General features: G+C 59.3%; 28 protein-coding genes. 11 read left to right on the forward strand and 17 right to left on the reverse strand.

All coding sequences use genetic code 11. The annotated features are described in order from the left end of the window. Positions 1-125: 125 nt before the first annotated feature. From traA to KLP42_RS21975, 4 genes are read left to right on the forward strand one after another with little or no spacing between them, the layout of a single operon-like run. Entirely contained in the window at positions 126-3,707 is a 3,582-nt protein-coding gene (gene traA / locus KLP42_RS21960) for a Ti-type conjugative transfer relaxase TraA (protein ID WP_215569492.1), read from the forward strand. A gap of 32 nt (positions 3,708-3,739) precedes the next feature. Further along, positions 3,740-4,270 carry a conjugative transfer signal peptidase TraF gene (gene traF / locus KLP42_RS21965; protein WP_252193175.1) on the forward strand — a complete coding sequence of 177 codons (531 nt, stop codon included), beginning with the start codon at positions 3,740-3,742 and terminating at the stop codon, positions 4,268-4,270. After that, the gene (locus KLP42_RS21970) at positions 4,260-5,420 is read left to right on the forward strand and encodes a conjugal transfer protein TraB (protein ID WP_215569494.1); all 1,161 of its coding nucleotides are present in this window, start codon (positions 4,260-4,262) and stop codon (positions 5,418-5,420) included. The genes traF and KLP42_RS21970 overlap by 11 nt, the downstream gene beginning before the upstream one ends. Before the next feature lie 15 nt (positions 5,421-5,435). After that, positions 5,436-6,044, forward strand: coding sequence for a TraH family protein (locus KLP42_RS21975; RefSeq protein ID WP_207591870.1), 609 nt, complete (start codon positions 5,436-5,438; stop codon positions 6,042-6,044). A 42-nt stretch (positions 6,045-6,086) separates the two neighbouring features. Here KLP42_RS21975 and KLP42_RS21980 read toward each other — a convergent pair whose 3' ends face one another. The 3 genes from KLP42_RS21980 to KLP42_RS21990 all read right to left on the reverse strand — a co-directional run bounded on the left by KLP42_RS21980 (position 6,087) and on the right by KLP42_RS21990 (position 7,431). Then, entirely contained in the window at positions 6,087-6,464 is a 378-nt protein-coding gene (locus KLP42_RS21980) for a DUF5615 family PIN-like protein (RefSeq protein ID WP_207591872.1), read from the reverse strand. 4 nt (positions 6,465-6,468) lie between these two features. After that, positions 6,469-7,092: a DUF433 domain-containing protein gene (locus tag KLP42_RS21985; protein WP_207591873.1), complete on the reverse strand. Its 624-nt coding sequence runs from the start codon at positions 7,090-7,092 to the stop codon at positions 6,469-6,471. Positions 7,093-7,212: 120 nt separating this feature from the next. Next, complete coding sequence (locus KLP42_RS21990; RefSeq protein WP_207591874.1) at positions 7,213-7,431, reverse strand: helix-turn-helix domain-containing protein; 219 nt, start codon at positions 7,429-7,431, stop codon at positions 7,213-7,215. A 139-nt stretch (positions 7,432-7,570) separates the two neighbouring features. On the opposite strand from KLP42_RS21990, the gene KLP42_RS21995 reads away from it, so the two are divergent. Then, positions 7,571-7,891 (forward strand): transcriptional repressor TraM, encoded by a 321-nt coding sequence (locus KLP42_RS21995; protein WP_207591875.1) that lies wholly within the window; start codon positions 7,571-7,573, stop codon positions 7,889-7,891. Between the two features lies 1 nt (position 7,892). Here the strand turns inward: KLP42_RS21995 and KLP42_RS22000 are convergent, their stop codons facing one another. The 13 genes from KLP42_RS22000 to traI all read right to left on the reverse strand — a co-directional run bounded on the left by KLP42_RS22000 (position 7,893) and on the right by traI (position 18,945). Next, entirely contained in the window at positions 7,893-8,594 is a 702-nt protein-coding gene (locus KLP42_RS22000) for an autoinducer binding domain-containing protein (RefSeq protein ID WP_252193176.1), read from the reverse strand. Between the two features lie 221 nt (positions 8,595-8,815). Beyond that, entirely contained in the window at positions 8,816-10,114 is a 1,299-nt protein-coding gene (trbI, locus tag KLP42_RS22005; protein WP_215569496.1) for an IncP-type conjugal transfer protein TrbI, read from the reverse strand. Between the two features lie 14 nt (positions 10,115-10,128). Then, positions 10,129-10,566 carry a conjugal transfer protein TrbH gene (trbH, locus tag KLP42_RS22010; protein ID WP_215569498.1) on the reverse strand — a complete coding sequence of 146 codons (438 nt, stop codon included), beginning with the start codon at positions 10,564-10,566 and terminating at the stop codon, positions 10,129-10,131. Between the two features lie 3 nt (positions 10,567-10,569). Then, a complete protein-coding gene (gene trbG / locus KLP42_RS22015; protein WP_215569500.1) occupies positions 10,570-11,382 on the reverse strand; it encodes a P-type conjugative transfer protein TrbG in 813 nt (270 codons plus the stop codon). Positions 11,383-11,398: 16 nt separating this feature from the next. Then, positions 11,399-12,061 carry a conjugal transfer protein TrbF gene (locus KLP42_RS22020; RefSeq protein ID WP_215569502.1) on the reverse strand — a complete coding sequence of 221 codons (663 nt, stop codon included), beginning with the start codon at positions 12,059-12,061 and terminating at the stop codon, positions 11,399-11,401. A 21-nt stretch (positions 12,062-12,082) separates the two neighbouring features. Beyond that, positions 12,083-13,261, reverse strand: coding sequence for a P-type conjugative transfer protein TrbL (trbL, locus tag KLP42_RS22025; RefSeq protein WP_215569504.1), 1,179 nt, complete (start codon positions 13,259-13,261; stop codon positions 12,083-12,085). Next, a complete protein-coding gene (trbK, locus tag KLP42_RS22030) occupies positions 13,255-13,458 on the reverse strand; it encodes an entry exclusion protein TrbK (protein WP_215569506.1) in 204 nt (67 codons plus the stop codon). Before trbK ends, trbL begins: the two co-directional genes overlap by 7 nt. Beyond that, the gene (gene trbJ, locus KLP42_RS22035) at positions 13,455-14,258 is read right to left on the reverse strand and encodes a P-type conjugative transfer protein TrbJ (protein ID WP_215569514.1); all 804 of its coding nucleotides are present in this window, start codon (positions 14,256-14,258) and stop codon (positions 13,455-13,457) included. The genes trbK and trbJ overlap by 4 nt, the downstream gene beginning before the upstream one ends. Beyond that, a complete protein-coding gene (locus KLP42_RS22040; RefSeq protein WP_215569523.1) occupies positions 14,230-16,686 on the reverse strand; it encodes a conjugal transfer protein TrbE in 2,457 nt (818 codons plus the stop codon). Before KLP42_RS22040 ends, trbJ begins: the two co-directional genes overlap by 29 nt. 10 nt (positions 16,687-16,696) lie before the next feature. Then, positions 16,697-16,984 (reverse strand): conjugal transfer protein TrbD, encoded by a 288-nt coding sequence (locus KLP42_RS22045; protein WP_174014220.1) that lies wholly within the window; start codon positions 16,982-16,984, stop codon positions 16,697-16,699. Beyond that, positions 16,978-17,355: a TrbC/VirB2 family protein gene (locus tag KLP42_RS22050; protein ID WP_215569525.1), complete on the reverse strand. Its 378-nt coding sequence runs from the start codon at positions 17,353-17,355 to the stop codon at positions 16,978-16,980. The genes KLP42_RS22045 and KLP42_RS22050 overlap by 7 nt, the downstream gene beginning before the upstream one ends. Beyond that, complete coding sequence (gene trbB, locus KLP42_RS22055) at positions 17,345-18,316, reverse strand: P-type conjugative transfer ATPase TrbB (RefSeq protein WP_215569527.1); 972 nt, start codon at positions 18,314-18,316, stop codon at positions 17,345-17,347. The genes KLP42_RS22050 and trbB overlap by 11 nt, the downstream gene beginning before the upstream one ends. 2 nt (positions 18,317-18,318) lie before the next feature. Further along, complete coding sequence (traI, locus tag KLP42_RS22060; RefSeq protein ID WP_215569530.1) at positions 18,319-18,945, reverse strand: acyl-homoserine-lactone synthase; 627 nt, start codon at positions 18,943-18,945, stop codon at positions 18,319-18,321. A 372-nt stretch (positions 18,946-19,317) separates the two neighbouring features. On the opposite strand from traI, the gene repA reads away from it, so the two are divergent. The 3 genes from repA to repC all read left to right on the forward strand — a co-directional run bounded on the left by repA (position 19,318) and on the right by repC (position 23,033). Then, positions 19,318-20,526 carry a plasmid partitioning protein RepA gene (gene repA / locus KLP42_RS22065; RefSeq protein ID WP_502941337.1) on the forward strand — a complete coding sequence of 403 codons (1,209 nt, stop codon included), beginning with the start codon at positions 19,318-19,320 and terminating at the stop codon, positions 20,524-20,526. 93 nt (positions 20,527-20,619) lie between these two features. Next, complete coding sequence (repB, locus tag KLP42_RS22070) at positions 20,620-21,642, forward strand: plasmid partitioning protein RepB (protein ID WP_215569533.1); 1,023 nt, start codon at positions 20,620-20,622, stop codon at positions 21,640-21,642. Positions 21,643-21,794: 152 nt separating this feature from the next. After that, positions 21,795-23,033, forward strand: coding sequence for a plasmid replication protein RepC (gene repC, locus KLP42_RS22075; RefSeq protein ID WP_215569536.1), 1,239 nt, complete (start codon positions 21,795-21,797; stop codon positions 23,031-23,033). Between the two features lie 118 nt (positions 23,034-23,151). Here the strand turns inward: repC and KLP42_RS22080 are convergent, their stop codons facing one another. Continuing rightward, entirely contained in the window at positions 23,152-24,312 is a 1,161-nt protein-coding gene (locus KLP42_RS22080; protein ID WP_215569538.1) for a site-specific integrase, read from the reverse strand. Between the two features lie 77 nt (positions 24,313-24,389). Between KLP42_RS22080 and KLP42_RS22085 the strand changes: the two genes are divergently transcribed. The 3 genes from KLP42_RS22085 (at position 24,390) to KLP42_RS22095 (ending at position 26,437) form a co-directional block, all read left to right on the forward strand. Further along, entirely contained in the window at positions 24,390-24,668 is a 279-nt protein-coding gene (locus tag KLP42_RS22085; RefSeq protein ID WP_215569540.1) for a type II toxin-antitoxin system Phd/YefM family antitoxin, read from the forward strand. Then, the gene (locus KLP42_RS22090; protein WP_215569543.1) at positions 24,655-25,086 is read left to right on the forward strand and encodes a plasmid maintenance toxin (PemK-like); all 432 of its coding nucleotides are present in this window, start codon (positions 24,655-24,657) and stop codon (positions 25,084-25,086) included. The genes KLP42_RS22085 and KLP42_RS22090 overlap by 14 nt, the downstream gene beginning before the upstream one ends. A 208-nt stretch (positions 25,087-25,294) precedes the next feature. Further along, positions 25,295-26,437, forward strand: a complete 1,143-nt coding sequence (locus KLP42_RS22095; RefSeq protein ID WP_215569658.1) for an RHE_PE00001 family protein — start codon at positions 25,295-25,297, stop codon at positions 26,435-26,437. Positions 26,438-26,471: the final 34 nt, after the last annotated feature.

The raw sequence follows: 26,471 nt of genomic DNA on the forward strand, positions 1-26,471 counted from the left end.
GAAGGACGGATCCGAAGGGCGCAATTATACGTCGCTGATGCGACGCGTTGCTTGTGGGCCCTGGCGGGGCCACCCGATCCTTACGAACACGTTGATTTTGTTCGATCGCAGGAGCGTTTTCTGGAATGGCCGTCCCGCATTTCTCCGTCAGCATTATCGCCCGCGGCTCAGGCCGCAGCGCCGTGCTGTCGGCGGCCTACCGGCATTGCGCCAGGATGGACTATGAGCGGGAAGCCCGCACGATCGATTACACCCGCAAGCAGGGCCTCCTTCATGAGGAGTTCGTCATTCCGCCCGATGCGCCTGAATGGCTGCAATCGATGATTGCCGATCGGTCTGTATCTGGTGCGTCGGAAGCGTTCTGGAACAAGGTCGAAGAGTTTGAGAAGCGGTCTGATGCGCAGCTCGCAAAGGACATCACCATCGCCCTGCCGTTAGAGCTGTCGGCCGAACAAAACATCGAGCTCGTCAGGGACTTTGTGGCGCGCCACATCACAGCTCAGGGCATGGTTGCCGACTGGGTGTTTCACGACGCACCGGGCAATCCGCACATCCACCTGATGACGACGTTGCGACCGCTGACCGAGGACGGGTTCGGACCGAAGAAGGTAGCGGTCACCGGACCAGATAGCCAACCGCTTCGCAACGACAGCGGCAAGATCGTCTACGAACTCTGGGCCGGTGGGCTCGAAAACTTCAATGGGTTTCGCGACGGCTGGTTCGACTGCCTGAACCGGCATCTCGCGCTTGCGGGCCTCGATATCCGGGTCGATGGCCGGTCCTTCGAGAAGCAGGGCATCGAGCTTACGCCGACCATCCATCTCGGCGTCGGCACGAAGGCGATCGAGAGGAAAGCAGAGGGGGTTGAGGAGAAAGCCGCGCTTGAGCGGCTGGAACTGCAGGAGGGGCGGCGTGCTGAAAATGCCCGCCGGATCCAGCGCAATCCAGAGATCGTGCTTGATCTGATCACGCGGGAAAAAAGCGTCTTCGACGAGCGCGATGTCGCCAAAATCCTCCATCGCTATATCGATGATGCCGGCCTTTTCCAAAGCTTGATGGCGCGCATCCTGCAGAGCCCGGAGACGCTGCGGCTTGATCGCGAGCGAGTGAACTTTGCGAGTGGTGCCCGGACATCGGTAAAGTACACGACGCGCGAGCTGATCCGGTTGGAAGCGGAGATGGCCAATCGTGCGATCTGGCTCTCGCAGCGGTCCTCGCACGGTGTTCGCAAGGCTGTGCTCGATACCACGTTTGCTCGGCACGATCGTCTGTCCGACGAGCAGAAGACGGCGATCGAACATGTCGCTGGCGACGCGGGGATTGCCGCTGTCATCGGCCGTGCCGGCGCCGGGAAAACCACGATGATGAAGGCCGCGCGTGAGGTATGGGAGGCCGCTGGCTATCGGGTCGTCGGTGGGGCGCTGGCCGGCAAGGCGGCAGAAGGCTTGGAGAAGGAAGCCGGCATCGTCTCGCGCACGCTTTCGTCCTGGGAGTTGCGTTGGAAGAAGGAGCGGGATCACCTCGACGAAAAGACCATCTTCGTCATCGACGAGGCGGGCATGGTCTCTTCTCGTCAGCTCGCACTGTTCGTGGAAGCGGTGACGAAGGCCGGCGCCAAGCTGGTCCTGATCGGTGATCCCGATCAGTTGCAGCCAATCGAGGCCGGCGCCGCATTCCGGGCCATCACGGATCGCGTCGGCTATGCGGAGCTGGACACCATCTACCGCCAGAAAGATCTGTGGATGCGGGATGCTTCACTCGATCTGGCGCGTGGAAACGTGGCGAGAGCACTGAACGCCTATGAGCAGGCCGGGTTGGTGCAAACGGGCTGGACGAGGAAGGACGCGATTGGAGGACTGATCGAGAGCTGGAACCGGGATTTCGATCCCGACAAGACTACGCTCATCCTTGCACATCGTCGTCGTGACGTGCGCGAACTGAACGAGCTGGCGCGTGGCAGGCTCGTCGAGCGCGGCATTGTCGGCGAAGGTTTTGCGTTCAACACCGAGGACGGCCCCCGTCGTTTTGCCGCTGGCGACCAGATCGTCTTCCTGAAGAACGAGGGCAGCCTCGGCGTCAAGAATGGCATGCTGGCCAAGGTTTTGGATGCAGCACCCGGTCGCATCGTGGCCGAGATCGGCGACGGGGAGAGCCGCACGCAGGTTATCGTCGAACAGCGGTTCTACGCCAATGTCGATCATGGCTACGCGACCACGATCCACAAGTCCCAGGGAGCAACCGTCGACCGTGTCAAAGTCCTCGCGTCCAGCACGCTCGACCGTCACCTGACCTATGTCGCGATGACGCGCCATCGAGAGGCAGCCGAGCTCCATGTCAGCATGGAAGAGTTCACCAACCGCCGCGGCGGAATGCTCGTCGAGCATGGTGTCGCGCCCTATGAACACAAGCCCGGAAACCGCGACAGCTATTACGTAACGCTCGAAGATAGTGACGGACAGCAACGCACGATCTGGGGTGTCGACCTCAAGCGGGCCATCGAGGAGGCTCGGCCTAATATCGGTGTTCGCATCGGTCTCAAGCACGATGGATCTGAGACGGTCACATTGCCGGATGGCACGACGGCCGAGCGGAATACCTGGAAAGTCATCCACGTTGCGGAACTAGCGACAGAGCGGCTCAAGGAGCGGCTTGCCAGCGATGGATCGAAGGAAACGACCCTCGACTATGAGAGCGCATTGTCCTATCGCGCCGCGCTGCGCTTTGCAGAGGCGCGTGGCCTGCATCTGATGAATGTCGCCCGCACAATCTCGAGGGATCGGCTCGCCTGGACCGTACGCCAGAAGCAGCGGCTTATCGATCTTGCGGCAAAACTCTCAGCCCTCGGCGCAAGGTTCGGCCTGACCCGTGGCAGCGGCAATATCTCGATCCCGAACACAGCCAAGGAGGAAAAGCCGATGGTATCAGGCATCACGACCTTCCCCAAAACAATCGACCAGGCCGTCGAAGACAGGATCGCCGCCGACCCTGCCTTGAAGAAGCAGTGGGAGGAAGTGTCCATGCGCTTCCATCACGTTTACGCGCAGCCCGAAGCAGCGTTCAAGGCGGTGGATGTCGACGCGATGTTGAGCGATCCGGCAACTGCGGCGAAGACGCTTTCACGGATCACTGCAGAGCCTGAAACCTTCGGCGCTCTCAAGGGCAAAACCGGTCTGCTCGCCAGCCGCGCCGACAAACTGGACAGAGATCGAGCGCTGAAGAATGCCGCGCCGCTGGCCGACAGCATCGGTGATTACCTGCGCCAGCGTGGCGAGGCCGAACGTCGCAACCACGCACAGGAGCTCGCTGTCCGTAGACAGGTCGCCCTGGAGATCCCTGCCCTCTCTGCCAATGCGAAGAGCGTGCTCGAACGGGTACGTGACGCGATCGACAGGAATGATCTGCCCTCGGGTCTCGAATATGCGCTCGCCGACAAGATGGTGAAGGCTGAACTGGAGGGTTTTGCCAAGGCGGTCACGGAACGTTTTGGAGAAAGGACCCTGCTTCCGCTTGCGGCGAAGGACACAGATGGCGAGGCATTCCAGCGCGTGACTTCAGGCATGAATGCTGCCCAGAAGAGCGAGGTGCAACAGGCCTGGAACACGATGCGGACCGTTCAGCAGTTGTCGGCCCACGAGCGCAGCGTGACGGCACTCAAGCAGGCTGAGACGCTGCGGCAGACGAAGTCCCAGGGGCTGGCCCTCAAGTGAAGATGCGTCATCGACACAGAGTGCTACGGCGCATGAAACGGCTTGTCTGGTTCTATCGGATCTCCAGCGTCAGTCTGTTCACTCTCGGTTTCATTGTGCTGATCGGAGGTCAGGGCTTCAGGGTCAATCTCACACCAAGCGAGCCGCTGGGCTTGTGGCGGATCGTCAAGCCCGATCGCGCGATCCTGGCTGGCGATCGCGTCTTCATTTGCCCACCCGACACCGACAAAATGCATAAAGCCCGCGCGCGTGGATATCTGCGCTTCGGCCTCTGCAGAGGCTGGGTCGCGCCACTCATCAAGACCGTTGTGGCGACATCCGGACAGATGATCGAGATCGATGATGATGTCCGCGTCGATGGTCACTCGTTGCCACACTCGCGCGTTGCACCCGTGGACGGCCAGGGACGTGAGATGGTGCAATACGATGGGGGTGTCGTCCCGCCAGGGATGGTCTTTCTGCATTCTGAGTTTCCGGGATCGTTCGATAGCCGATATTTTGGTCCTCTGCCGATGGATGGCATACTCGGACTGGCGCAGGAGGTCTGGACCTATGCGCCATAACCTCTTCCGGACGGTTGTCCTCGTCGTACTATCGACGAGCGCTGGATGGATCGGTTGGAGCGGTCATGTCCTTCTACTTCCGCTCGCAGCGAGCTTCCCCATGCTCTGGTCTCTGGCGCGGACGCGCCTGCAGGCAATGGCAGCCTCCGCGGCCTACTTCCTCGCCGCATCGCGGGGATTGCCGCAGGGTGTATCGAACTTCTATTCATCGGATATCTGGCCCGGTCTTCTGCTATGGCTGGTCGCTTCCTCCGCTTTCGTAGGAGTGCATTCCCTGCTCTGGACGGATCGCAAGGGATGGCAAAAACCACTCCGCTATCTGGCTGCTTGCGTCGCAATGGCGATCCCACCCTTCGGCATTCTTGGATGGGCGCATCCGATCACCGCCGCAGGCGTTCTGTTTCCGGGCTGGGGATGGTTGGGTCTGGGTGCGATGGCAGCCGGCCTGATCGTCATGACGACGCAATATCGGCCGGCTGCAGCCTTGGCCATGACGGGCCTCTGGCTCTGGTCCGCCGCTGAGTGGACACCGCCGGTTCTACCTGCGTCGTGGATAGGTGTCGACCTCGAAATGGGCGCATCTCTTGGTCGCGAAGCTGGCCTCAAGCGGCAACAGGAGCTGATCGACCTCGTGCGCCTTCAGCCGCCAGGCACAACGGTCGTGCTGCCGGAAAGCACTCTCGGCTTCTGGACGCCGACGGTTGGCCGCTTCTGGCAGCGATCTCTCACGGATAAGGGCATCACTGTCATCGCGGGAGCGGTCGTCATCGACAGCCAAGGCTATGACAATGTGCTTGTGAAAGTGTCGGCTGATGGGAGCGACATTCTCTATCGGGAGAGGATGCCTGTGCCCGGATCGATGTGGCAGCCATGGCGAGCCTGGGTTGGCGAACAAGGCGGCGCCCGGGCACATATCTTCGCCGATGCTGTCGTGGATGTTGGCGACCAGACCGTGGCGCCGCTGATCTGCTACGAGCAGCTTCTTGTCTGGCCGGTCCTGCAATCGGCGTTCAACCGACCCGACGCCATCGTCGCAGTCGGGAACGGCTGGTGGACCGCAGGGACATCTATCATCGAAATCCAGCGGGCGGGCAGTGAGGCCTGGGCTCGCCTGTTCGGCCTGCCTCTCGTCATCTCGTTCAACACTTAAGCTTTAGGAGCTCGCATGCTGGATGCTGCGTTGATCAAGGAATGTGCCGACCCATCGCTGAAGCCGGCAATCGTCGAACAGTTCGTGCAGGCCGTTGGGTCGGAGGATCCGCTGGCCATCACAGTGAGGTCCGGCGGCCGCCTGATCCTCGTTCCCAAGCCGAAAACGCCCGAGGAAGCGATCGAGATCGTTCGCGAGAACATCGGTGGTTCTGTCGTGCGGGTCGGCCTCACCCAGATCCCGGCGGGCATTGGCCTGAAGGATGTTTCCGAACTGAAGGTCAATCTGGTCGAGCCCTGCGCCAATCTGCGGATGGGCACGACGATGTTTGCCAAGATCCTCCGCATCGTCGCCAAATGGTATGGCAACCCGACGAGTGAAGAGGTCTTCCCGCAGCTCTTCGACGATGCTGTGCATGCGTGGCAGACTGGGAAGTTCGAGGGCGAGAGCGTGTTCCAGGCGGAGGACCCCGGTGGCGCTGTCGTTCAAAAATCAGTGGTGGAGGTCGACGATGCTGGAGAGAATCCGGACGCCGACGCCACGCCGCAGGTGAAAGAAGAGCGATCGGAGCCTGACGATGCCAGCATCCGGATCGATCTGACGAGGATCGGCGGCCCAAAATAGAGCTTGGTCCCAAGGCTGGCCTGGAGCCTGTCAGCGTTTACTTCACGTCGTCGGGAGCGAGTAGCGCGTGAGTACCGCTTCGTCATCCTCGATGCTGATCTCGATCACTTCATTGAGGAGTTCGTCGCCGCCGGCGATCTCCTGCAAAATGAGTTCGAACAGGTCTCGCTGTAGCGCTGGAACGACCTGAGGCACAATGATGATCAGACCGGCATGGACGTCTTCCATGCCGTAGAGCTTTCGAAAATCACGCGCATTGTTCGTGACGAAGGTGTAATCCTCCGCGACGATGCGTGGCATCAGATCCCAATCCTTTTCGCCGCTCAGGCCAAGCCAGTTTACGTGGAAGCCGTCGTGGCCGTTATCGTTGGCAACGGCCACGAGCGAGGTGTGCAGGCATTCATCAATCAGGAACTTCACGGTATCAGCTACCGGCCGGCCTGTCGGCAGCCTTCGAAAGGGAGAGCCGCTTTGACGACTTCACGGTCGCGCCAAGGTCGGAAAGCTTGCGAGGCCGACCCCGAGCCGGGTGAGCAGCCGTCCAGATCTCCGCGAGTTCGACCATACGCATGGTGAGCGAAGGATATCCTTCGACAATCTCCTCGGTGGTCGCGCCCTGGGCCTTCATGGCGGCAATCGCTCTGACTGGAATGCGGGTCTTGTTAAAGACCGGCTCGCCGCCAAGGACACCCTTCACAGATCCGATTACCCGCTCCGCTTCCCGAAGCGCCTCCGCTCGCGCAGCAAGCTGCTCTCGGGCGCGCGCAACATCGACGATCAGGTAATCGTCCGCTCGTATGGTATCGGCGTCCGGATTTTGGTCAATTGTGTCGAAGAGCCGCTGGCGGCGCTCGGCGGACAGGATCGAGCCGACTCCATACCAGAGCTTGAGGCGCAGCAGGTCGTCGTCGGACAGTGCCCGCCCTTCGTCTTCCGAAAGCCGACGCGCGATGATCCGTTTGTCGATAGCGTTGTGCACCGATTTCACGGCGATTTCGCTGACGGCGGCCGCTTCCGCAGGCGTATAGGCACGCGACATCTGAACCATAATCATTCTCCTTGTGGAGAATATATAGCGATTTCGCTGCGCGTTGTGAAGTGGGACGTCGGTCCTCGGTAGGTTCAGAGAGAATTCCAGTCATACTGACCGGTAGAGAGTTTCGACTACTCAGTCTGACTGCTCTGGCGTGACCAGCTCTACATGGCTGACGCCGAGGGCCTGGGCGATCTCGTATAGGGTGACGACGGAGGGGTTTCGCTTCCCTCTTTCGAGTCCGCTTAGATACTGTTGGCTGAAGCCGGAGCGTGCTTCCACATCCTCCTGTGTCAGGCCTTTTTCCCGACGGAGGCGGGCAAAATTCCGGCCGACCAGCTTGCGCATATCCATGCGCTGAAGATCGACGTTTACATACTTTAAGTTTATCAACTATAGTATGTAATTGAGATTTAAACCGATTTGCCTCCGTGGATACCTCGGTTCGAAGAAGGTTTACATCGGTGGTATATGGACGGTAATTGGACCGATAATGTTCAAAGCAAGTGCAGACGGGCCTGTGTCTGATACCAAACTCATATTGCGCCCACTTATCGGATTGATGAGTGATCAGCCGCCCGAAGAGATCGAGCGCCACGTCGTGCGCGAGATCGAAAAGCACCGTCGCCTGCGCGACAACGCGGTGATGCTTGAGGCAAAGCTCGACGGTGCGTCTGAGCCGAAATCAGCTCGGGAGGCTAGCCAAGACTACATCGCTGCCATGATCGCCGTCCACGCGCAACAGACGGTCGTGTCAACGCTTCTCGACATTTTGGGCTATATCCCCGACATGCCGAAATCTAAGGGGCACTGACCTAGATCAGGCCGAATTCCTTGGCCATTGCGGTCGCCTGGGGCAAGCTTGTCGCGCCCAGCGCCGATTTGGCGTTGCGGAGGAAGAATGCCACATTGGCGTATGTCGTGTTCTCAATGATGGCGATGGCCTTCATGGACTTGCCTTCCGCAGACCAGCGCAGGCAGGTCAGTTCATCAGATTTCATGCGGATTGGAGTGTGATGGGTCGGCTTGGCGCCAAGACCTTCGAGCCTTGAGTGTAATTGCGCCACCGCGGAAGCCGCGAGCACAGGGCTCAGCGCCTGCCCGATCGCGAAATCGGCCTCTTCCGAAGCAAGCGTAAGCATTGCCATCCGCCCAAATCCAGTCTTGATCGGGATTGTGATACCGGAGCGTATTCCGAACTCACGGGCCTCGCCGTAGAAATTCCGGCGCTCCTTGCTCATTCTGAGCGACGCTTCGTTGGACCACGCGAAGGCTTCCAGCTGATCACGCGCGTTTCGCACGACAGGATCGATCAAAGCGTAGGATTTCTCGAAATATCGCTGCTGCCATTCCACGTCATAGTTTGAGATCGCCGTTTGCGTCTCCGCCTGCAGATTGAGGTAGGCATACGCGCCAAAACCCGCTTCCCGGCTTAACTTCTCCAGGGTCGCCTTCACCGCGGCTTCGTCATGCGCCAAGGCGACCTGTTCGGTCAAACGCTCAAACCATTGGTTCAATTCATGGCCTCCTTTGAATGAGGGTATGAACGCAACGAGGTTGCAGTCATAACTGGCAGTGCCCTTTGTCGAGGGCTCGGTCGCTCCGAAACGGAGGTGAAGCACATGATTGCGCTCGCCTAAAGTGGACTATTAAGAGAAAGAATTTATCCACGCAAGATTGTATTATGTCGCCGCGATTCAATTACATAAACGACGACCGAATTGCGCCGCGGTCTGTTCTATTGCCGATATGAACTCGGAAAAATTATGTCTTGATCGACGAGCACGTTGAACTTGTAGCCCGGCCGGATCCTGATGGTCGGCTGAACATTCAGATTTTTTGAGATCGTTTGCTCCGCCACACGGCCGAACGATTCGGCAAAATTCCGCCGCGCTGCATCTGAAGCCGTATCCTGCGTGGCCAGCGTCGAACTCTCCGGCATCGACATATCGATCCCAGTGCCGATGATAGCGACAAGTGCCGCAGAACCGAATGTTCGCCAGAGATGGCGATCAACCTTGTCCTTGAAGCCGCCATACCCCTCGGCATCCGTTCCGGCCATGCCGCCGATCTGAAGTGTCGAGCCGTTGGGGAAGATAAGGTCGGTCCAAACGACAAGCACGCGCTTCTGTCCGAACGTCACCTTGGAATCATAGCGACCAAATAGCTTCGCCCCTTGGGGAATGAGCAGCCGGTAACCAGTGGCGCTGTCGTAAACGTTCTGACTGACCTGCGCTGAGATTCTGCCTGGAAGGTCAGAGTTCAAGCCCGTGATCATGGTCGCAGGGATGACAGACCCGCGCTTCAACTCATAGGGCGAGAACTGCGGGACCATCTGGTTTGGGAGATAGCCGAGATCCTTGATGTCCTGATTGAAAAAATCCTCCTTCGATGTCTGACCGTTTTGATCGACGTTCTGTCCGAGCAAACCGGACTTCATCGCGGCGCTGTAGAGATCAGACGCACTGTTCGTCGTGGCATTGAGCGATTGGTGGGCGCCGGCCCTGGTTTCGGAAGCGCTCTTCTGGACCTCGGAAACATCGACCTTGAGCGGAGAATCGAGCGCTGTTGCCCGTGCCTGGAGGCTTGCCATCCTCTGACGCTGCGCTTCGCGGAGGATTTGCTCGTCCTGTTCGCGCTTCAGCCGCGCCTTCCACTCGGCTTCCGGCTCGAGTTGTGAGCGCCGTTCCGTCCGGACCTCATTCTGCCGCTCCACGACGGCCTCTCTCACCGGCTCGCGTTCGACAACGACGGGCGTCGGCTGAAACACTTCTCGTTGCTCCGGTTCGCCTATGATCCCGTCCGTCACGCCTCGTTTCAGTTGATCGCCAAATGTAGTCGCCGGTGACGAAGAGGTGGTGTCGAGTTCATTTCCACGGTTGAAGGTGAGACCGCGCCACGACAGGCCGACGATCACGACGCCGAAGAACAGAACGATGATGACGATCGCGACGATGATCGGCAGGCGATTGAGGCGCCGCATGCTTTGTTGATCGTCAGCATTACCCGCCGTGCCGAGCTGGAGCGATTGAACCATGGTCTCGCCTTCCCTCAGTTTCGCTGCATGACCGAAAGCGGACTGGCGGGTGTCGCGCCTGATGACTTCGCCGTATAGGCCCGACCAAGCGCAAGGGCTGGTGTGCTGACTTGCGCCAGTACTTGACCGTCGAAACTGTCGATTGACCACGCGAACTCGACAGGCTTCTGATCCTTACTGACTTTCTCATCGGTTACGACCGTGTACCCCCATCCCTTTAGCGCGGCCTCAAGAGCGGCGGCGTATTCGGAGGTGTCTTTTTCCATTTTGAGCGTCGTGGTGCCGGCAGGTCCAACCTGTTCAGCAAGCCGGCTTGCTATGTCGCCGGCGATTGCGCTTGCGGTGGCCCCTGTGACAGAAATCGGAGTGGAACCTGTGGCCAGCGTTTCATCCGCAGTCTGGCAACCGGAAAGAACGGCGGTAATGATGATGGCGGCGATGGTCTTGTTCATCGGTCAGCCTCCCCGCCGGATCGTGATCTTCTGCTGGCGCCAGCCGACCCCGGAGACGAGCACGGCCTTGTCGACGGCGTAGTCGACGATCATCATGTCGTTCTTCATGCGGTAATTGACGATGCGGTTCTGGCCGCCGCTGACGACGAACAGCACCGGAGCGTCCTGCCCCGAAATCGACCGGGGGAACTGGATGTAGGTTTTGGTGCCGTCGGAATAGACGCGCTTCGGCCTCCATGAGGCGCCGCCACTGACCGAATAGGAGAAGTTCAGCTTGTCCGGAGCGGCTCCCGGAATACCGCCGGTCTCAAGCCGGGCATTGATGTCAGCCAATTTGGTCGAAACATCCTCCGGGTATTCGAAGCCGATCCGGGCCATGTACTGGCTGGGGTGGGATTTGAGCTGGATATGATAAGTCCGCCGAGAGGTCGTGACGACCATCGATGTGACGAGGTCGGCCTCCGACGGCTTGACGATCAGATGTATTGCCTGGCCGCCGGTCGCCCCCGATGTCGCCGGCTCGACCTTCCAGCGGACCGTGTCGCCGACCAGCACATCGCGGACGATCTCGCCGCCCTGCAGCTCGATATCGCAAACCTGAAGCGGCGAGCACACTACAGAGGGCTGGGTCTCGCCGAACAGAAAGATCACCTTCCCGTCTGGACCGGTCGTCACCAGACCTGGTGTCCCCCGCCATTTCCGCGAGATGTTGGTCCCCTTCACCTCGTTCGACGTCATGCTCTGTGCGACTGCGCAATCCGCGAGGACGAGTCCTGCCATGCAGCCGACGGCCGCGATCAATCCTGTTCTGTGCATGTGAATTCCCCTGCCCTTAAAGCTGTGCGGTCCAGTCGAAGTCCTGGACATAAAGACCGATCGGGTTGAGGCGAATGATCGCCTCGTCCTGTGGCGCGGTGAGCGCGACCGTCGCGATCCCGCGGAACCGGCGCGTGCCGGTTTCCTTGCCTTTTCGGTCGCGTTCGTACTCGGTCCAGTCAATCTGGTAGGTCTGGTTGGAGAGCGCCACGATGTTGTTGACCTCGATGGCGACCGTTGACGTCTTCGCCTTCTCGAACGGCGAGTTGCCGCGGAACCAGGCATTGACCTTCTGGGTCGAGGGATCGGACGTCCTGAGAAGCGCATAGGTCCGGTCGATATATTGCTTCTGCACCACCGCATCCGGCGTGATCGACTTCAGGCTCGTGATGAAGTTGCCGAGTGTCGCGCGAACGACGCGGGCATCTGCATATTCGATCTGCTGGGGGAAGCCGGCCGTTACCGAGGTGCCGAGCTTGTCGACCTCGACGATGTAGGGCACCAACTTGACCTGCGTGCTGAGATACATCGCATAGGTGAAGCCGATCACGGCCATCGATAGTCCAAGAATGCCGACGATCCGCCATGCGCGCGCGGCCTGAACATAAGATCCATATCGTTCTGTCCATTCCTGCCGCGCGGCAAGGTAAGGACTGTCGGGTGGCCGGTTTGCTGCCATCGCGTTCTGCCTTTCTGATGATTACTTGTCGTTGCGTTCGGGCGGCGTTCTGGGGCCGCTTTGTCCCGTGCGGCTCTGGTCAAGCTTGGCGTTGGCAAGTCCCATGATCGAGCCGGCATAAGCACCAGGCGAACCGATCGCCTTTTCCTTGGCGGCCGAGCCTGCTGCTTTTCCGGCCGAACCGATCCCGGCACCCATGCCGCGAAGTGCCGCTCCCGCGACAGAGGACCCAGCCGCGCGTGCCGACTGAGCTGCAGCGGCACCGGCCCCGACAGCGCCGGCCGCGAGTGACGTTGCGCCAAGTGCAAATGAAGCGCCCTGCCCCCCATGGCGGATGGTCTCCATCCCGCCGGTGACCGATGCCCCTTGAACGACGCCTTGGATAATCGTGGGCACGTACATGGAGATGATGAACACGACCACCGATATGCCGGCGATCGCCAGTGTCGTGATGAACTGATCGGATTCAGCTGTTGGTGCTTGCGCCAGGCCGAGAAGGACCTCGGATCCGATTTTCGCGATCATGACCAGTGCCATGAGCTTCATGCCGACGCCGAAGGCATAGACAAGGTAGCGGACTGCAAAATCCTTGGTGAAGGACGAGCCGCCAAGCCCGAGCATGATCATGCCGGCCAGAAGTCCGACATACATCTCAACCATCACCGCGACGAAGATTGCCGCGACCAAGGAGAAGCAAATGACGACGACGCCCATCGCCAGGACGGCGGCGATTGCAAGCGCATTGTCCTCGAACACCCCGAACCTTGCCTGCTCGGACATCTGCGATGCCACCCGGATACCGGCGTCGAACACCTCGGCTGGTGAGGCCGATCCGCCGCCCGCGCCGATCTGGTAGAGACTGTTGACGACGTCCCGCGCAAGCGTTGGCCCCTGGGTGAGAACGAACGCGAAGAAGCCGATGAACATGATCCGCCGGACGAGTTCGGCGAACCAGCTTTCAAGGGATGCGGCCTGTATAGCGAGCCACACGGCAGCGATGCCGACCTCGATCCCCGCAAGGATCCAGAACAGTGACCTTGCCGCGTCCATGATGGTGGTCTCCCATCCCTTGGCGGCAGTAGAAACCTGGTTCTCGAGTTCTGTCAGAACCTGTCCTTGCTGCGCGAGCGCGGGAGTGGCGAGGACCAGGCAGGCTATGCCCGCAAGAACGAAGGTCTGTTCAAGATTGCGCTTCACCATCTCGGCCGCATCTCCTGACCTTTTTCGATCGGGGGCAGCTCTTTGGCTGTGCCGAAGAATTTCTCACGGGTGATGCGTTGCTCTTTGCTCATTTCGGGTGATGCCGGGGTCTTCACCTGGACGAAATAGAAAGTGGCGCCAGAAGCCGCCGCAGCGACCATAGCCAGCACCATGACGATCAGGACCGTGCGGTTCACCAGCGTGGCTCCATCTTCTGGCCACTCGGGATCGTGGTAACGTCGGCATTGAAGAATTTCTCTCGCCTGGCCTGCGCGAGGTCCTTGTCCGTTTGCTCGGTCTGCAGCCACGTCCCCATCATCGTCATCTGCTGGGAAACCAGGCCGCGCAGCTTCTGCATCTGGGAAACCTGCTGGGCGGCGATCTGATGTCCGACCTGGAGGGCCTTCATCTGGCCGTCGGCTGACTCAGACATCGATCGAAGCGAACTCATCGTCCCCTCTTCGGTGTCGAACTGATCTGCAGTCAGGCTCGCTGCCTTCAACGTGCTGCCGATCGTGTCCCGGTTCGTGTCCGACCAGGATTGATAGGTGTTCGAGAAGGATTCGGCATTGGGCAGGTTGGTTTTCAGGTCGGCATAGCTCTTGAACCGCTGCTGAAGGACATCGTCTGCATTGCCCATCGAAAACGAAATGCTTTGCCCCTGATCGACAATGCTGCGCAGTCGGTTGAGATCGCTCTCGACCTGACCCCAGATGTGATCAGGGAGCTGCGCCGTGTTCTGCAACATGTTCTCGTAGATCTTCAGCTGGTTCTGAATCTGCTCCGCCAGTTGCGTGATCTGGGTCAGCTGGTTATCGACCTGAAGGCCGGAGCTTTTCAGGAGGTCGATGAGCTGAGCGTTGTTGGCAAGCTGCGTCCATTCGGTGGCAGCGCCCGTTGCAGATCCCGCATAGGCGGGAGCAATCGCCGACAGCGCGATTGCCGCGGTCATCGTTGCGACGATCCAGTTACTGGACGTTGAGGTGCGACGTGGCATTGTGAACTCCTCTCGATTCAAGCCAATGGGTAGGCCATTCCTGGCCGTGTTCCGCCTTCAGCGCGCGAATCCGCTTCAGATCTTCTTTTCCGGATGCGCCAACGAAGCTTAGGGCTACCGGCCCGAGCGACATGTCGAAGAGCCGCCGTCCGTCGGGCGTGGCGACGTAATATTCGCGCTTGGGGATGGCGCCCGAGACGATCTCGATCTGGCGTTCGTTAAACCCGATCCGCTCATAGAATTCGCGCGTTCCTGGCTCGCGCGCAGCGCCATTCGGCAAGCAAATCTTGGTCGGGCACGATTCTTTCAGCACATCGATGATGCCGGAGCGCTCGGCGTCGGAGATCGATTGGGTCGCCAGAACAACGGCGCAATTGGCCTTGCGGAGAACCTTCAGCCATTCCCTGATCTTGTCGCGAAACACCGGATGCCCAAGCATCAGCCAGGCTTCATCCAGCAGGATCAGGCTTGGAGACCCGTCGAGCCGCTTCTCAATTCGATGGAAGAGGTAGGTGAGAACGGGCACGAGATTGCGCTCGCCCATATTCATCAACTGCTCGATCTCGAAGCACTGGAACGCTCGAAGCGTCAGGCCGTCCTCTTCCGCATCGAGAAGCTGACCCATAGGGCCATCGACGGTATAGTGATGGAGTGCATCCTTGATCTCGCGCATCTGCACGCCGCTGACGAAGTCCGACAGCGACTTTCCGGGCGCCGTCGCCATCAGCCCTATCTGGCGTGAGATTGCATTGCGATGGTCGGGCGTGATGGTGACGCCCTGCAGGGCGACGAGCATTTCGATCCATTCAGTCGCCCAGGCCCGATCGCCATCTGTCGAAAGATCGAATAGCGGGCAAAATGCCAACGCCCTCCCCTCCCCGCTCTGGTCGTTGCCGATCTCATAGTGATCGCCACCGGCAGCAAGCGTCAGGGGAAGGAGCGAATTACCTTTGTCGAAGGCAAAGATCTGCGCGAACTCATAGCGCCGGAATTGCGCCGCGATCAGCGCGAGGAGGGTCGACTTGCCCGAACCAGTCGGTCCGAAGATCAGGGTATGGCCGACATCGTCGACATGCAGGTTCAGGCGAAACGGCGTCGATCCAGAGGCAACCTGCATCAGTGGGGGTGAGTTAGGCGGATAAAAGGGGCACGGCGCCACCGGATTGCCAGACCATACCGAGTTCAACGGAACGAGGTCCGCCAGATTGCTCGTATTGATCAGAGGCTCACGGATATTGGCGTACCAGTTTCCGGGGAGGCTGCCGAGAAACGCGTCTGTTGCGTTTAAGGTCTCGATACGCGCTCCGAAGCCCTCCGCCTGGACCAGCCGTCTGATGGCTTCCGCCTTCTCCTGCAGGGCGTCGCGGTCTCCATCGAACAGAATCACGACAGGGGTGTAGTAGCCATAGGCGACAAGCTGCGACGACGCCTGGGCGATGGCATCTTCGGTCTCGGCGACCATGGTCATGGCATCCTGATCGACTGATCTGCTTTGCGTCTGGAAAAGCTGGTCGAAGAAGGGGCGAACCTTCTGCTGCCATTTCTTCCGGGTTCGTTCGAGCTTCTGGCGCGCCTCTTCCGCATCGAGGAAGATGAAGCGCGAAGACCAGCGGTAAGTCAGCGGCATCAGGTCGAGATTGTTGAGAATGCCGGGCCAGCTCTCGGCCGGTAGGCCATCGATGGCGACCACCGCGAGGAACCGGTTCTCGACCTTTGGCGTCAGACCATGCTCCAACTCTGCCGTCGCCAGCCAGTCGAGATACATCGGAACCTCCGGCAAGCGAACCGGATGGCTCTCACCGGTAATGCAAAATCGAACGAACTGCAGGAGATCGTCATAGCGTGCGACCCGCTCCCCTCCCCTCTCGCGGACCTCGCGGGTCTGCATGCGGGCGATCGACAGGGTATTGGCGAGATACTGTTCGATTTCCCGGATCGCGTTGCGGAACACGAACAGGACCGTGTCTGCATAGGATTTTCTGCGGCTCTCCTCGTCGGAGTAGATGTATTTGCTGAGCGCCGTCTTCTTCGACTCGAGTGGCCGGTAGGTCAGAATGATTCCGTGCTTGCTCTCGAAATGCCCCTGCTCCCGCCCGAAATGCGTTCTCCGCTCGGCATCAATCGCGCGGGAGACAGGATCAGGGAAGTGGCACTGGCCTGGCGCGGGATAGTCGACCGTCGGCACCCGAATGGCTTCGACCTGGATCATCCACCCCGTCCCCAGTCGTGACAGAATGGAATTGATCTGTCGGGACAGCTCATTGCGTTCGAGGTCGGTCGCGCTTTCGGAGTCCGGACCCGCGAAATACCAACCTGCCATCAAGCTCCCGTCCTTCAGGAGCAGAACACCGTTATCGACCAGGCCGGCGTAGGGAACGAGATCTGCGAACGAGGGACCGGTCGCGCGGAAACGTTTGAGGGCTGCCATCGGGACTCCTCTAGTATTTGCGCCACGGCGCGGCCGTTGGCCGGTAGTGGGGTTTATATGAAATGTGACGGGCATAGACCTTCCGCATCAGCGGATCGGATTTGGCCATCATGCGGAGTAAACCGACGATGACGATCCAGACGGCCACGCCGAAGAGCGCCGAGTAGACCGTCAGCACCACGAAGATCAGGATCACGGCCGCAAGCCCGGTGATCAGCACCAGCTCACGGTCGGCACCCATCAGGAGGTTCGGCCGTGACAATGCGCGATGAATGCGATTGCGGTGGAGGCTCACGATGCCTCCTCCCCTGCCCGACGCGAATGGAACAGCGCGACCTGCTCCGATGGCAGGTCGATCGAGGCCCCGGTTGCGCCGAACAAGCCGACGATCGTCGTCGCACCGAGCAGAATGCCGGCGACCAGCACGACGTACATAAGCCTGCGGGCGAAATCGTTGAGCTCGCCACCGAAGATGAGCATCCCCCCGGCTATCGCGACGGCTGCCAGTGCGATGTAGCCCGCGACAGGGCCCGTGATGGATTCCTGGATCTGCTCGAGCGGACCTTCCCACGGAAGACTTCCACCGGAACTGGCGAAGGCGGGCGACGCAGCAGCGATTGCAACAAAAGCCAACACGGCAAGTGTCAGGAAGGATCTGTTATGCTGCATCTCGGCTCTCCTCTGCATAGGGTTCCGTCTGGTACTGGCCGCCCGCAAAGCGGGTGACGTGAAGGATTTCGCTGATGCGCCTGCCCTTTGCGGTTCGCTCGATCGAGATGATCAGGTCGACAGCGTCACCGATGACGGCCTGCATCGGCTGATGGCTGGCTTCAGCGGTCAGTTGCTCGAGCCGCTGAAGCGCGGATCGTGCGCTGTTCGAATGGATGGTTGCCACGCCTCCGGGGTGTCCCGTGTTCCAGGCCTTGAGCATCGTGAGCGCTGCACCGTCTCGGACCTCTCCGACGATGATCCGATCCGGCCGAAGCCGCATCGTGCTTTTCAGGAGACGCGACATGTCGACCGCGTCGCTGGTGTGCAGGCTGACTGCATTGTCTGCAGCGCATTGGATTTCGGCGGTGTCTTCCAGAATGACCAGGCGATCGTCGGGAGAGCTCGCTACGATCTCCGCAAGGATCGCGTTAGTAAGGGTGGTCTTGCCAGAGCCCGTGCCACCGGCAACGAGAATGTTGAGCTTCGAGGCAATTGCGCTGCGAATGACCTCAGCGTGCTTTGCCGTCATCACCTTGTTCGATACGTAGTCATCCAGAGGGATAAGGCGAGACGCGCGACGGCGGATCGTGAACGACGGACCCGAGACCACCGGCGGCAGTAAGCCTTCGAAGCGATGCCCGCCGATCGGTAGTTCTCCCGACACGATCGGCCTGTCATCGTCGACCTCCGAGTTCAGAACGTGGGCGACGCTTCCGATGACGGTTTCCGCCGCAGACCGAGTCATCTCGCCAGCTGCAGCCATGCCGTGACCGAGCCTTTCGATGAACAGACGACCGTCTGGGTTGAGCATGATCTCGACCACGCTCGGGTCTTCGAGCGCGACGCACAGATGATCTCCCAAAGCGTTCTGCAGCTTGCTGACGAGACGGGGGAGTGAGCGGTTTTGGGTGCTGAGCATGATCAGGCCGCTTCCTTTTGATGAAGTGGGAAACTTGACGAATAGGCGCTGGGGCGAAGGCAATCGAAGCTCACCCAGTCTGCGGGGAGCAGGCCCGCGACGCTCTTCGTTTCGTTGATCTGGGCAGGCGGGCCGAGTCGGCGGAGGGGCCAACCGGCCCGGCGAAGGATGCGCTCTAGTCTGACGTCCGTGGCTGTCACGATCTCCCGATAACCATTCAGGATGCTCCACTCGACGATACCGGCGAACATGGCAAGTGTCGCCGAATGGAGCCCCGCCCGCTCCCGCTCGGCAGCAGCGTTTGTATCCACGCAAAATCGAGAACTTTCGATCATCCGATTGTGCGTAGGGAGCTGCCCGGTCTCCAGGAGTTGAGGAAATACCTTCTCAAGCATCGTGCCGCCGGTCGCCGGCAAGAGCCGAGCGCATCCGATCACAGTATCGGAACGGTCAATGCAAAGGATGTATGTTGGACTTAGCTTGTCGAAGCCGTCCATCTCGAGGCCGGACGCGTAACGAACGGTCCATGCCAGGTGACCGCAAAAAATGCGGGCGCGGAGCCGGTGCATTTCGTGGACAAGACGGTGCTCAACCTCGCTTTTCGGGTTCTTGATGGCGATGATGCGCATCGGGCAAATCTCCCCTGCGTTGGTGGTGCGAGGAGCTTTGCCGGGGCATCCAGCTTCGATCTACTGCCAAAAGTGTCAGCTGCTGATTCTAGCTCAGTCAGGTGCGAGTCTAACGTTTCGGGTTCGGCGGGATGCCTCAGTGACTAACAAAAGTGTTAGTAAGACGCTTTGACCGCGAAGTCGCAAAATCCGCTAAGCCATTGGTCGCAATGCGTAATGGCCGACCCTAACGATAGACGTGTGAGCTCCTTCCTGAGCTGTTAAGGTTTTGTTAACCCTATTTCTCTTGCAGACCAACGGGAATCGTGACTTATCCTTGAGACGGAAATAGCGCGTCTGACGCTAAAAAACCGTCTGAGGATAGAGGCAAAAGTGAACGTGATCCATCGCAACATCGGAAAACCATCAACTTCAGCCAACATTACTCAGCGCGCTGAAGCGCTTTCAGCGAGGCTCCGAGCCGTAGGAGAGCGTGCATTCCCACCAACGGCACAGAAGTCCCTGCGATCATTTACCTCCGGGGAAGTCGCAGAGATTGTTGGCGTGTCTGACGGCTATCTTCGACAGCTCTCGATTGACGGATTGGGGCCAACACCGGATTTGGGTAACAGCGGGCGCCGATCTTACACTCTGGAACAGATCAATGAACTCAGGCGATATCTAGCGACCGTCAGGCCGAAGGAAGCTGCAAGATTCTTCCCGCAGCGGCGCAGCGGTGAAAAGTTGCAGGTGATCACGGTCGCAAACTTCAAGGGAGGGTCGGCCAAAACGACCACTTCTGTCTACCTCGCGCAGGGGCTCGCTCTGCAAGGCTACCGGGTTCTTGCGATCGACTTGGATCCGCAGGCCTCCCTCTCAGCGATGTTTGGTTATCAGCCGGAGTTCGACGTCGCCGAGAACACCACATTGTACGGCGCCATCCGGTACGATGAAGAACGAGTACTGATGAAAGACGTGGTCCGACCGACCTATTTCACAGGGATCAGCATTGTGCCCGGGAACCTGGAGCTCATGGAATTCGAGCATCAGACTCCAAGATTCATGCTGCAAAATAGGGGTAAAGCGGAGGATCTCTTCTTCCGTCGCGTGGCAGGGGCGATCGCTCAGGTGGAGGACGAATTTGACGTTGTTGTCGTCGATTGCCCACCACAATTGGGTTTCCTTACCATGGGGGCCTTGAATGCCGCCACTGGCATGATCGTCACCGTGCATCCCCAGATGGTCGATGTCGCTTCCATGAGTCAGTTCTTGTTGATGACCTCCGACCTGGTCTCCGTGATCGAGGAAGCCGGCGGTCGCCTAGATTACGACTTCCTTCGTTTCCTGGTCACGCGTCATGATCCTCGCGATGTTCCGGAGCAAGAAATTGTTGGACTTATGCGAGACGTATTTGGTGCCGACGTGATGTCTGCGACCGCATGGAAGTCGACTGCCATTGCCAATGCTGGGCTTACAAAGCAGTCGCTCTATGAGTTGACCAGAGGTGCAGTTGGCCGGTCCACTTATGATCGAGCTATGGAGTCAATCAACGCAGTAAACGAAGAAGTCGTTGGGCTTCTGAACCAGGTATGGCAGCGGTGAACTTAGTTTGAGTCATTATTTTTCAATGGCTTAAGCTGTTGTCAGCTGACTACAGATGACGGCGTTCTGGTTTGATGGCCCCGAGAGGATAAGATGAGTAAACGCACACAATCGATCCGATCTCTTTTCGCAGCAGAATCCGGCTCTGCGTCCGTAGAGGGTGTCAGGCCTCCGGTTGAACGGGTCGCATCCGGAGCGGTTCGCTCATTGAAGGATACATTCTCCGAGGTCGAAAGGGACTACGAAGAGCTGAAGCGGCAGGTTTCAAGCGGCGCGGTTCCTGTCGAGCTTGATACCGAATTGCTCGACCCCTCCCCTTTTGCAGACAGATTTGCTGACCAGGATCTAGCAGCTGTCGAGGCGCTGAAAACGTCTTTTCAGGAGCATGGTCAGGAAATCCCGATACTTGTTCGAGTTCATCCAACCTCTCCCGGTCGTTATCAAATTGCCTATGGCCATCGGCGAGTAAAAGCGGCCTCGGATCTTGGTCTCAAAGTTAAAGCTTACGTCCGGGAGCTGGACGATGATCGGCTCATCGTTGCACAAGGCGTCGAGAATTCAGCCCGTGAAGATCTGACATTCATCGAACGTGCAACGTTTGCATTGAGGCTTGAAGACGGAGGTTTCCAACGGGCTCTAATTCAAACAGCACTCTCTGTGGACCGCCAGGAAGCATCGAAGCTTGTAACGGTGGCCCGGGCCGTTCCTCAGTGGATAGTCACTGCGATCGGTCGAGCTCCAAAGATTGGTCGTCCAAGATGGCAGGAGCTGGCCGAACTATTGAAGGAAACAGGTGCGGAAACAAAAATCCGGAAAGCAACCGAGCACGCCACTTTTCGGCATAAGGACAGCGATGAGCGATTCGCGGTCGTCCTTCGTGCTGCGAAGGCAAAGAATGAGGCCAGCCCGGCATCGCCAAATCTCGCATTGGTCGCGAAACTGTCCGATGGCACTGAAATCGCAAGATTGGCCGTTTCTGGCAAATCTTGCAAAATTCAGATTGATCGAACTCGTGATGAGGACTTCGCATCATTCGTGATGCAGCAGCTTCCGGAACTCTATTCGAGTTTCAAAAATCAAGCTCAATCTCCGAGCAAAGAGACTGAAGGGAGATAGCAAAAGAAAAAGGCCCCCAAACGTTGCCGTCATGGAAGCCTCTCTCATTGGTCTAAGCAGCCTGAGAATCGCATTTTCATGAATCGCAGTCAAGAGTCATTGGCATCGTTTTGGTGAGCGGACTTCTTTTGCCTGAAGAAAGGTGAAGGAATATGCAGACTGGAAATGTGACGACGCCCTTTGGGCGGCGGCCGGCTGTGCTTGCTCTTGTAAAGAGGCAGCTCCAGACGTCCGAGACAAAACCAAACCGCCCGGTTGAAAAATGGAAGGTGTTTCGCGACGCCTGTGAGGCCCGTGAACGCCTCGGCCTCCAGGACAGGGCGCTGACTGTGCTGGACGCACTGCTGACGTTTTATCCGGAAAGCGAGCTCAACTGCGATAGCGGATTGGTGGTCTTCCCTTCGAACGCTCAGCTTTCTGTCAGAGCGCACGGCATCACTGGAACGACCTTGCGGCGCCATTTGGCTGCCCTGGTCGAAGCCGGGCTCATCCAGCGCAAGGATAGTCCGAACGGCAAGCGCTACGCTCACCGAGGCAAGGGTGGCGATATCGAGCAAGCCTTTGGGTTCGATCTTTCTCCACTTTTGGCTCGTGCTGCGGAACTTGCAATTCTGGCACAGGAAGTCGCTGCCGAGCGCCTGCAGTTCAGACGGGCCAAAGAGGCGCTGACTATCTGCCGGCGTGATGTACGCAAGCTAATTTCCGCCGCAATGGAGGAGGGGGCCGACGGCGACTGGGAGGCCATCGAAGACATGTATGTCGGCATTGTCAGCCGACTTCCCCGCAATCCTGACCGTCACCAGGTGGAGGCAATCTTTGACGAGATTCAGCTCTTGCGCACCGAAATCCTCAACCTTCTGAAAAATCAGTTAGATTCTCAAAATATGGACGGCAATGCTGTCCAAAATGGCTGTCACATACAGAATTCAAAACCCGAATCCATCTATGAACTTGAACCTGGCTCTAGAAAAGAGCAGGGCGGAGCCGTCGAGCTGGAAGTAGCACCCAATGCGGTTGCTCAGCCGTTGGCAAAGCCGGAACAGATGAAGGCGTTCCCGCTGTCGATGGTCCTGAAAGCCTGCCCGCAGATTTTGGATTACGGGCCCGGCGGCACGATCTCCCATTGGAGCGAGCTGATGGGGGCCGCGGTGGTTGTTCGATCGATGCTTGGCGTCAGCCCGTCGGCTTACCAGGAAGCTTGCGAGGTGATGGGTCCCGAGAACGCCGCGGTTGCCATGGCTGCAATCTTGGAGAGGGCAGGGCATATCAACTCGGCAGGTGGATATCTCCGCGATCTCACGCGCCGAGCGCGGGCAGGGGAGTTCGGGCTTGGACCGATGCTAATGTCACTGATGCGTGCCAATGCGAACGGCGATCGGAAAACGGGGTGATGGGTTGTACGACGTACAAGGTAGAGGCATGATCGTACGGCAGTGGCGCCGCATTTCATACAGCACTCGTTCCACGGTTTATAGCTGGCGCGCCCTCCCATGAGAGAGCATCACCGAACTAGAGCAGCCTGGCTGCTCTGCCACTCCGTCTCGTTGCGCTATTGTAGTATTCGGATGCTTGCTGAACCGATCGATGCCGGGATTGCTCCATGGCTTCTGGAAGCGGGATGCCGCGATTGGCTGCCTCGGTCAGGTAGCCGGAGCGCAGGCCATGGGCGGAAAACTCCGCAGGGTTCAGCCCGGCCATGGCGGCACGCTGCTTGACGATATCGTTGATGGCCTTCGGATCCAACGCACGGTGTGAGAGATTGCCCCAGCGATCAATGGCGCGAAACACACTGCCGCTGTCGATCCTGGCAAGCTCCAGCCAGGCATTCAGCGCATCGACGGGCCGGCCAGTGAGATAGACGACCTCTTCGTTGTCGGCGCCACTGGTCTTGGTGCGGCCGAGATGGATGGACAGAGATGGCAGAGGAGCTGATCCTTCAACCGGGATCGGTGCTTCCATGACCAACTGCTCCTTACGCAGCCCCGCCACTTCGCTGCGGCGCCTCCCACCGGAGGCAAAGGCAACCATCAGGATCGCCTTGTCCCTGACATCGCGCAGGCTGCCGGCCCGGCAGGTGCCAATCAGCTTCGACAGGACATCGCCTGTCACGGCCTTGACGCTCTTGCGCCGCTTCGGGCGTGGCGTTGCACGCACCGCCAGCCGGATGGCCGACTTGAGGGCAGGGGAGGTGAAGGCACCTTGCAGTCCGCGCCATTTGGTCAGCGTCGACCAGGTTGCCAGACGTCGGCGCACGGTGTCGGGTGCATGGGGGCCTGAAGAACGGAGAAACCCTTGGAGGCGAAGCTTGTCCTCGACCTCGGCCGGCATGCCATGATCCGGATCCGTCAGACGCTTTTCCGGATCCCAGAGGTGATGAGCGACAAACTTCAGCAGCAGCGCTTCCGGCGCGGGCCAGGCGAGTGATCGTCCTGATGCCGCCAGCGACCAGGCCTGCAGGTAGGCGAGATCGGAGGTGAGCGCGCGCAGTGTATTTGCGCCCATGCCTTCGTTGACGAGATGACGGAGCGTCTCGACATCCTGGTCCGTCAGGAGCTCAGCCAATTCGTCACGGCGTTCCATTGGGAGTACGGCAGCGATGGTATCGAGTTCTTCCACACGTCGCGTAACCACATCGTCGGTCGATTTGGATGTTAGTGGCTTTCGCGTCATTGCATTCCGTCACGTTCAGTAGCATGTTTGCAAAAGTTCCGGAAAGCCCGTATATTCCGGAACAAAGGAGATTTGCCATGACGTCGACTGTGACAGCAGCTGCGGTATCGAAGAATTTTGGCGCCTACCAGGATGCCGCTGTGCGAGAGCCGGTCATCATCACCAAGAACGGCCGGCCGCGTACAGTGCTCATGGCCTATGAAGATTATCTGCGTCTCGCCAAGCGCGATCGGCGGGTCGATCTGACGGCTGCGATCACTGACGACGAGCTTGCCGCGATCGAGGCTTCGACGATGGAGCCGGGCCTGGATCATCTCAATGCCGAACTGCTGATGGACAAGAATGCTGCCGATTGAACCGAAGGTCGGCTGGGTCTTTCGCTATTCCTATCTTTGGCACTGGCAGCATCTGGACGGACGAGAGGAGGGGGACAAGGACCGCCCCGCTCTGGTGCTGGCCATTGTTGCGACGCTTGAGGACGGGACGCCTGCAGTACGTGTCCTGCCGATCACCCATTCCCCACCATCCGATCCCCGAGATGCGATCGAAATCCCGCCGGCCACCAAACGCCGCCTGGGTCTCGATGACGAGCGATCCTGGATCGTGCTGACCGAAAGCAATCGTTTCGTCTGGCCGGGGCCAGATGTTCGCCCTGTTGACAGCGAGAGCGGATATCACGGCCCGCTGCCTCCGGCTTTGTTCGAAGAGGTGAGGTGCCGTTTCGTTGACCTCGCCAGAAGCCAGCGTCATAAGGCCACCGTTCGTAGCGACTGAGTTGTTCTTCATCCTTTTGTTCGTCATCAAGATCTACGAATTCCGCTGTGATGTTCGCCGTGATTTGCCACGACGTTAAGCCTTCAGAGCCGTCAAATCAATCACCACCGATAAGGGTTACTTATCGGCGGTGAGCCACCGCGGGCACATTTATGAGAAGTACGGAACCGTAATCGTGTTATAGCTTTCTCTTAACGAATGATTTACCATAATTTCAATGTCTTACGATCTCGCCAAATTGCCCATCCAGAGCCTGCTGCGGTCGATCTCCGAGGCAGGGGTCGCGCTTGCTCGTCTCGACGAGCGCATTGGCCGCTCCCCCGTCGGTGAGGGCTTTCTCGAGCGCGCGCATTTCCTCGAGGCGCATGCCTCGCTCTGGGTCGACGGTGAACTCGTTCATCTCGAAGACCTCGTCCTGCATGACGCGCTTCGCGACATCCGCGCACCCACGCACGAACTCACCATCGCCCGCGACATCCTGAAAACCCGTCGCCGTATCGCCGCCCATCCACCCGCCTGGGCGCTCTCTGCTCAAGGCCTCGCTTCGCTGCGCGGGCGGGCGTGGCTCGCGGCATCATCGGGAGGAGACGAGGAGGGGGTGCCGGATGGCAATGTTGAGGTGGGCGGCACTGGGGCTGGGGTAGGGGAGGCCGAACATCCTGATGCCGACGGTCTTAGTGATGCGTTTGCCGCGATCGATGCGGTGCTTGCCCGATCCGAGGCGGCGATCGAAGAGGTGAAGAAGCCGGGCCGTGTCAAAGACGCTCCGCAAAAGGATCCCTTCGTCTACGACCTCGACTGGGATGAGGACGAGCGGCTGGCGGAGTGGCAGGCTGTGCTGGCGCGGGCCCGGGATCTGCCGCCGGTCCTGCAGGCCATCGTGGCACTCGATGCCTGGAACGAGATCGCCGTGCTCCAGCATGCGCCTTGGCTCGGTCGGCTATTGGCCGCCTCGATCCTGCGTGAGGGTGGCGTGACCACCGGTGGGCATCTCGCGGCGATCAATCTCGGGCTGAAAGCGATCCCCGTCGATCGGCGCCGGCATCGTGATCGCGAGACACGGTTGCTGGCGATAGCAAGGGCGCTAACAATCTCCGCCGAGACGGGGCTGAAAGAACATGACCGGTTGGTGCTGGCGCGGCAGATGATGATGCGCAAACTCGAAGGACGGCGAACGTCATCCAGGCTGCCGGAGCTCGTCGAGCTTGTCATGTCGCGGCCGCTGATCTCGGCCGGCATGGTGGCGAAGACGCTTGAGGTCACGCCGCAAGGCGCGCGGCGGATCGTTCAGGAGCTGGGTTTGAGGGAGATGACCGGGAGAGGGAGGTTTCGGGCATGGGGTGTCTTGTGACGAGGTGATTGCCTCGGACGAGATCGGCGGAGAG

It is taken from the genome of Rhizobium sp. CSW-27 (assembly GCF_018760785.1).
Classification (GTDB): Bacteria; Pseudomonadota; Alphaproteobacteria; order Rhizobiales; family Rhizobiaceae; genus Neorhizobium.

Coding starts and splice junctions, on each gene's coding strand:
- traA (WP_215569492.1), top strand. CDS start 126: ATGGCCGTCCCGCATTTCTCCGTCAGCATTATCGCCCGCGGCTCAGGC.
- traF (WP_252193175.1), top strand. CDS start 3,740: ATGAAACGGCTTGTCTGGTTCTATCGGATCTCCAGCGTCAGTCTGTTC.
- KLP42_RS21970 (WP_215569494.1), top strand. CDS start 4,260: ATGCGCCATAACCTCTTCCGGACGGTTGTCCTCGTCGTACTATCGACG.
- KLP42_RS21975 (WP_207591870.1), top strand. CDS start 5,436: ATGCTGGATGCTGCGTTGATCAAGGAATGTGCCGACCCATCGCTGAAG.
- KLP42_RS21985 (WP_207591873.1), bottom strand. CDS start 7,092: ATGGTTCAGATGTCGCGTGCCTATACGCCTGCGGAAGCGGCCGCCGTC.
- KLP42_RS21990 (WP_207591874.1), bottom strand. CDS start 7,431: ATGGATATGCGCAAGCTGGTCGGCCGGAATTTTGCCCGCCTCCGTCGG.
- KLP42_RS21995 (WP_207591875.1), top strand. CDS start 7,571: ATGTTCAAAGCAAGTGCAGACGGGCCTGTGTCTGATACCAAACTCATA.
- trbI (WP_215569496.1), bottom strand. CDS start 10,114: ATGGTTCAATCGCTCCAGCTCGGCACGGCGGGTAATGCTGACGATCAA.
- trbH (WP_215569498.1), bottom strand. CDS start 10,566: ATGAACAAGACCATCGCCGCCATCATCATTACCGCCGTTCTTTCCGGT.
- trbG (WP_215569500.1), bottom strand. CDS start 11,382: ATGCACAGAACAGGATTGATCGCGGCCGTCGGCTGCATGGCAGGACTC.
- KLP42_RS22020 (WP_215569502.1), bottom strand. CDS start 12,061: ATGGCAGCAAACCGGCCACCCGACAGTCCTTACCTTGCCGCGCGGCAG.
- trbL (WP_215569504.1), bottom strand. CDS start 13,261: ATGGTGAAGCGCAATCTTGAACAGACCTTCGTTCTTGCGGGCATAGCC.
- trbJ (WP_215569514.1), bottom strand. CDS start 14,258: ATGCCACGTCGCACCTCAACGTCCAGTAACTGGATCGTCGCAACGATG.
- KLP42_RS22040 (WP_215569523.1), bottom strand. CDS start 16,686: ATGGCAGCCCTCAAACGTTTCCGCGCGACCGGTCCCTCGTTCGCAGAT.
- KLP42_RS22050 (WP_215569525.1), bottom strand. CDS start 17,355: ATGCAGCATAACAGATCCTTCCTGACACTTGCCGTGTTGGCTTTTGTT.
- trbB (WP_215569527.1), bottom strand. CDS start 18,316: ATGCTCAGCACCCAAAACCGCTCACTCCCCCGTCTCGTCAGCAAGCTG.
- traI (WP_215569530.1), bottom strand. CDS start 18,945: ATGCGCATCATCGCCATCAAGAACCCGAAAAGCGAGGTTGAGCACCGT.
- repB (WP_215569533.1), top strand. CDS start 20,620: ATGAGTAAACGCACACAATCGATCCGATCTCTTTTCGCAGCAGAATCC.
- repC (WP_215569536.1), top strand. CDS start 21,795: ATGCAGACTGGAAATGTGACGACGCCCTTTGGGCGGCGGCCGGCTGTG.
- KLP42_RS22080 (WP_215569538.1), bottom strand. CDS start 24,312: ATGACGCGAAAGCCACTAACATCCAAATCGACCGACGATGTGGTTACG.
- KLP42_RS22085 (WP_215569540.1), top strand. CDS start 24,390: ATGACGTCGACTGTGACAGCAGCTGCGGTATCGAAGAATTTTGGCGCC.
- KLP42_RS22090 (WP_215569543.1), top strand. CDS start 24,655: ATGCTGCCGATTGAACCGAAGGTCGGCTGGGTCTTTCGCTATTCCTAT.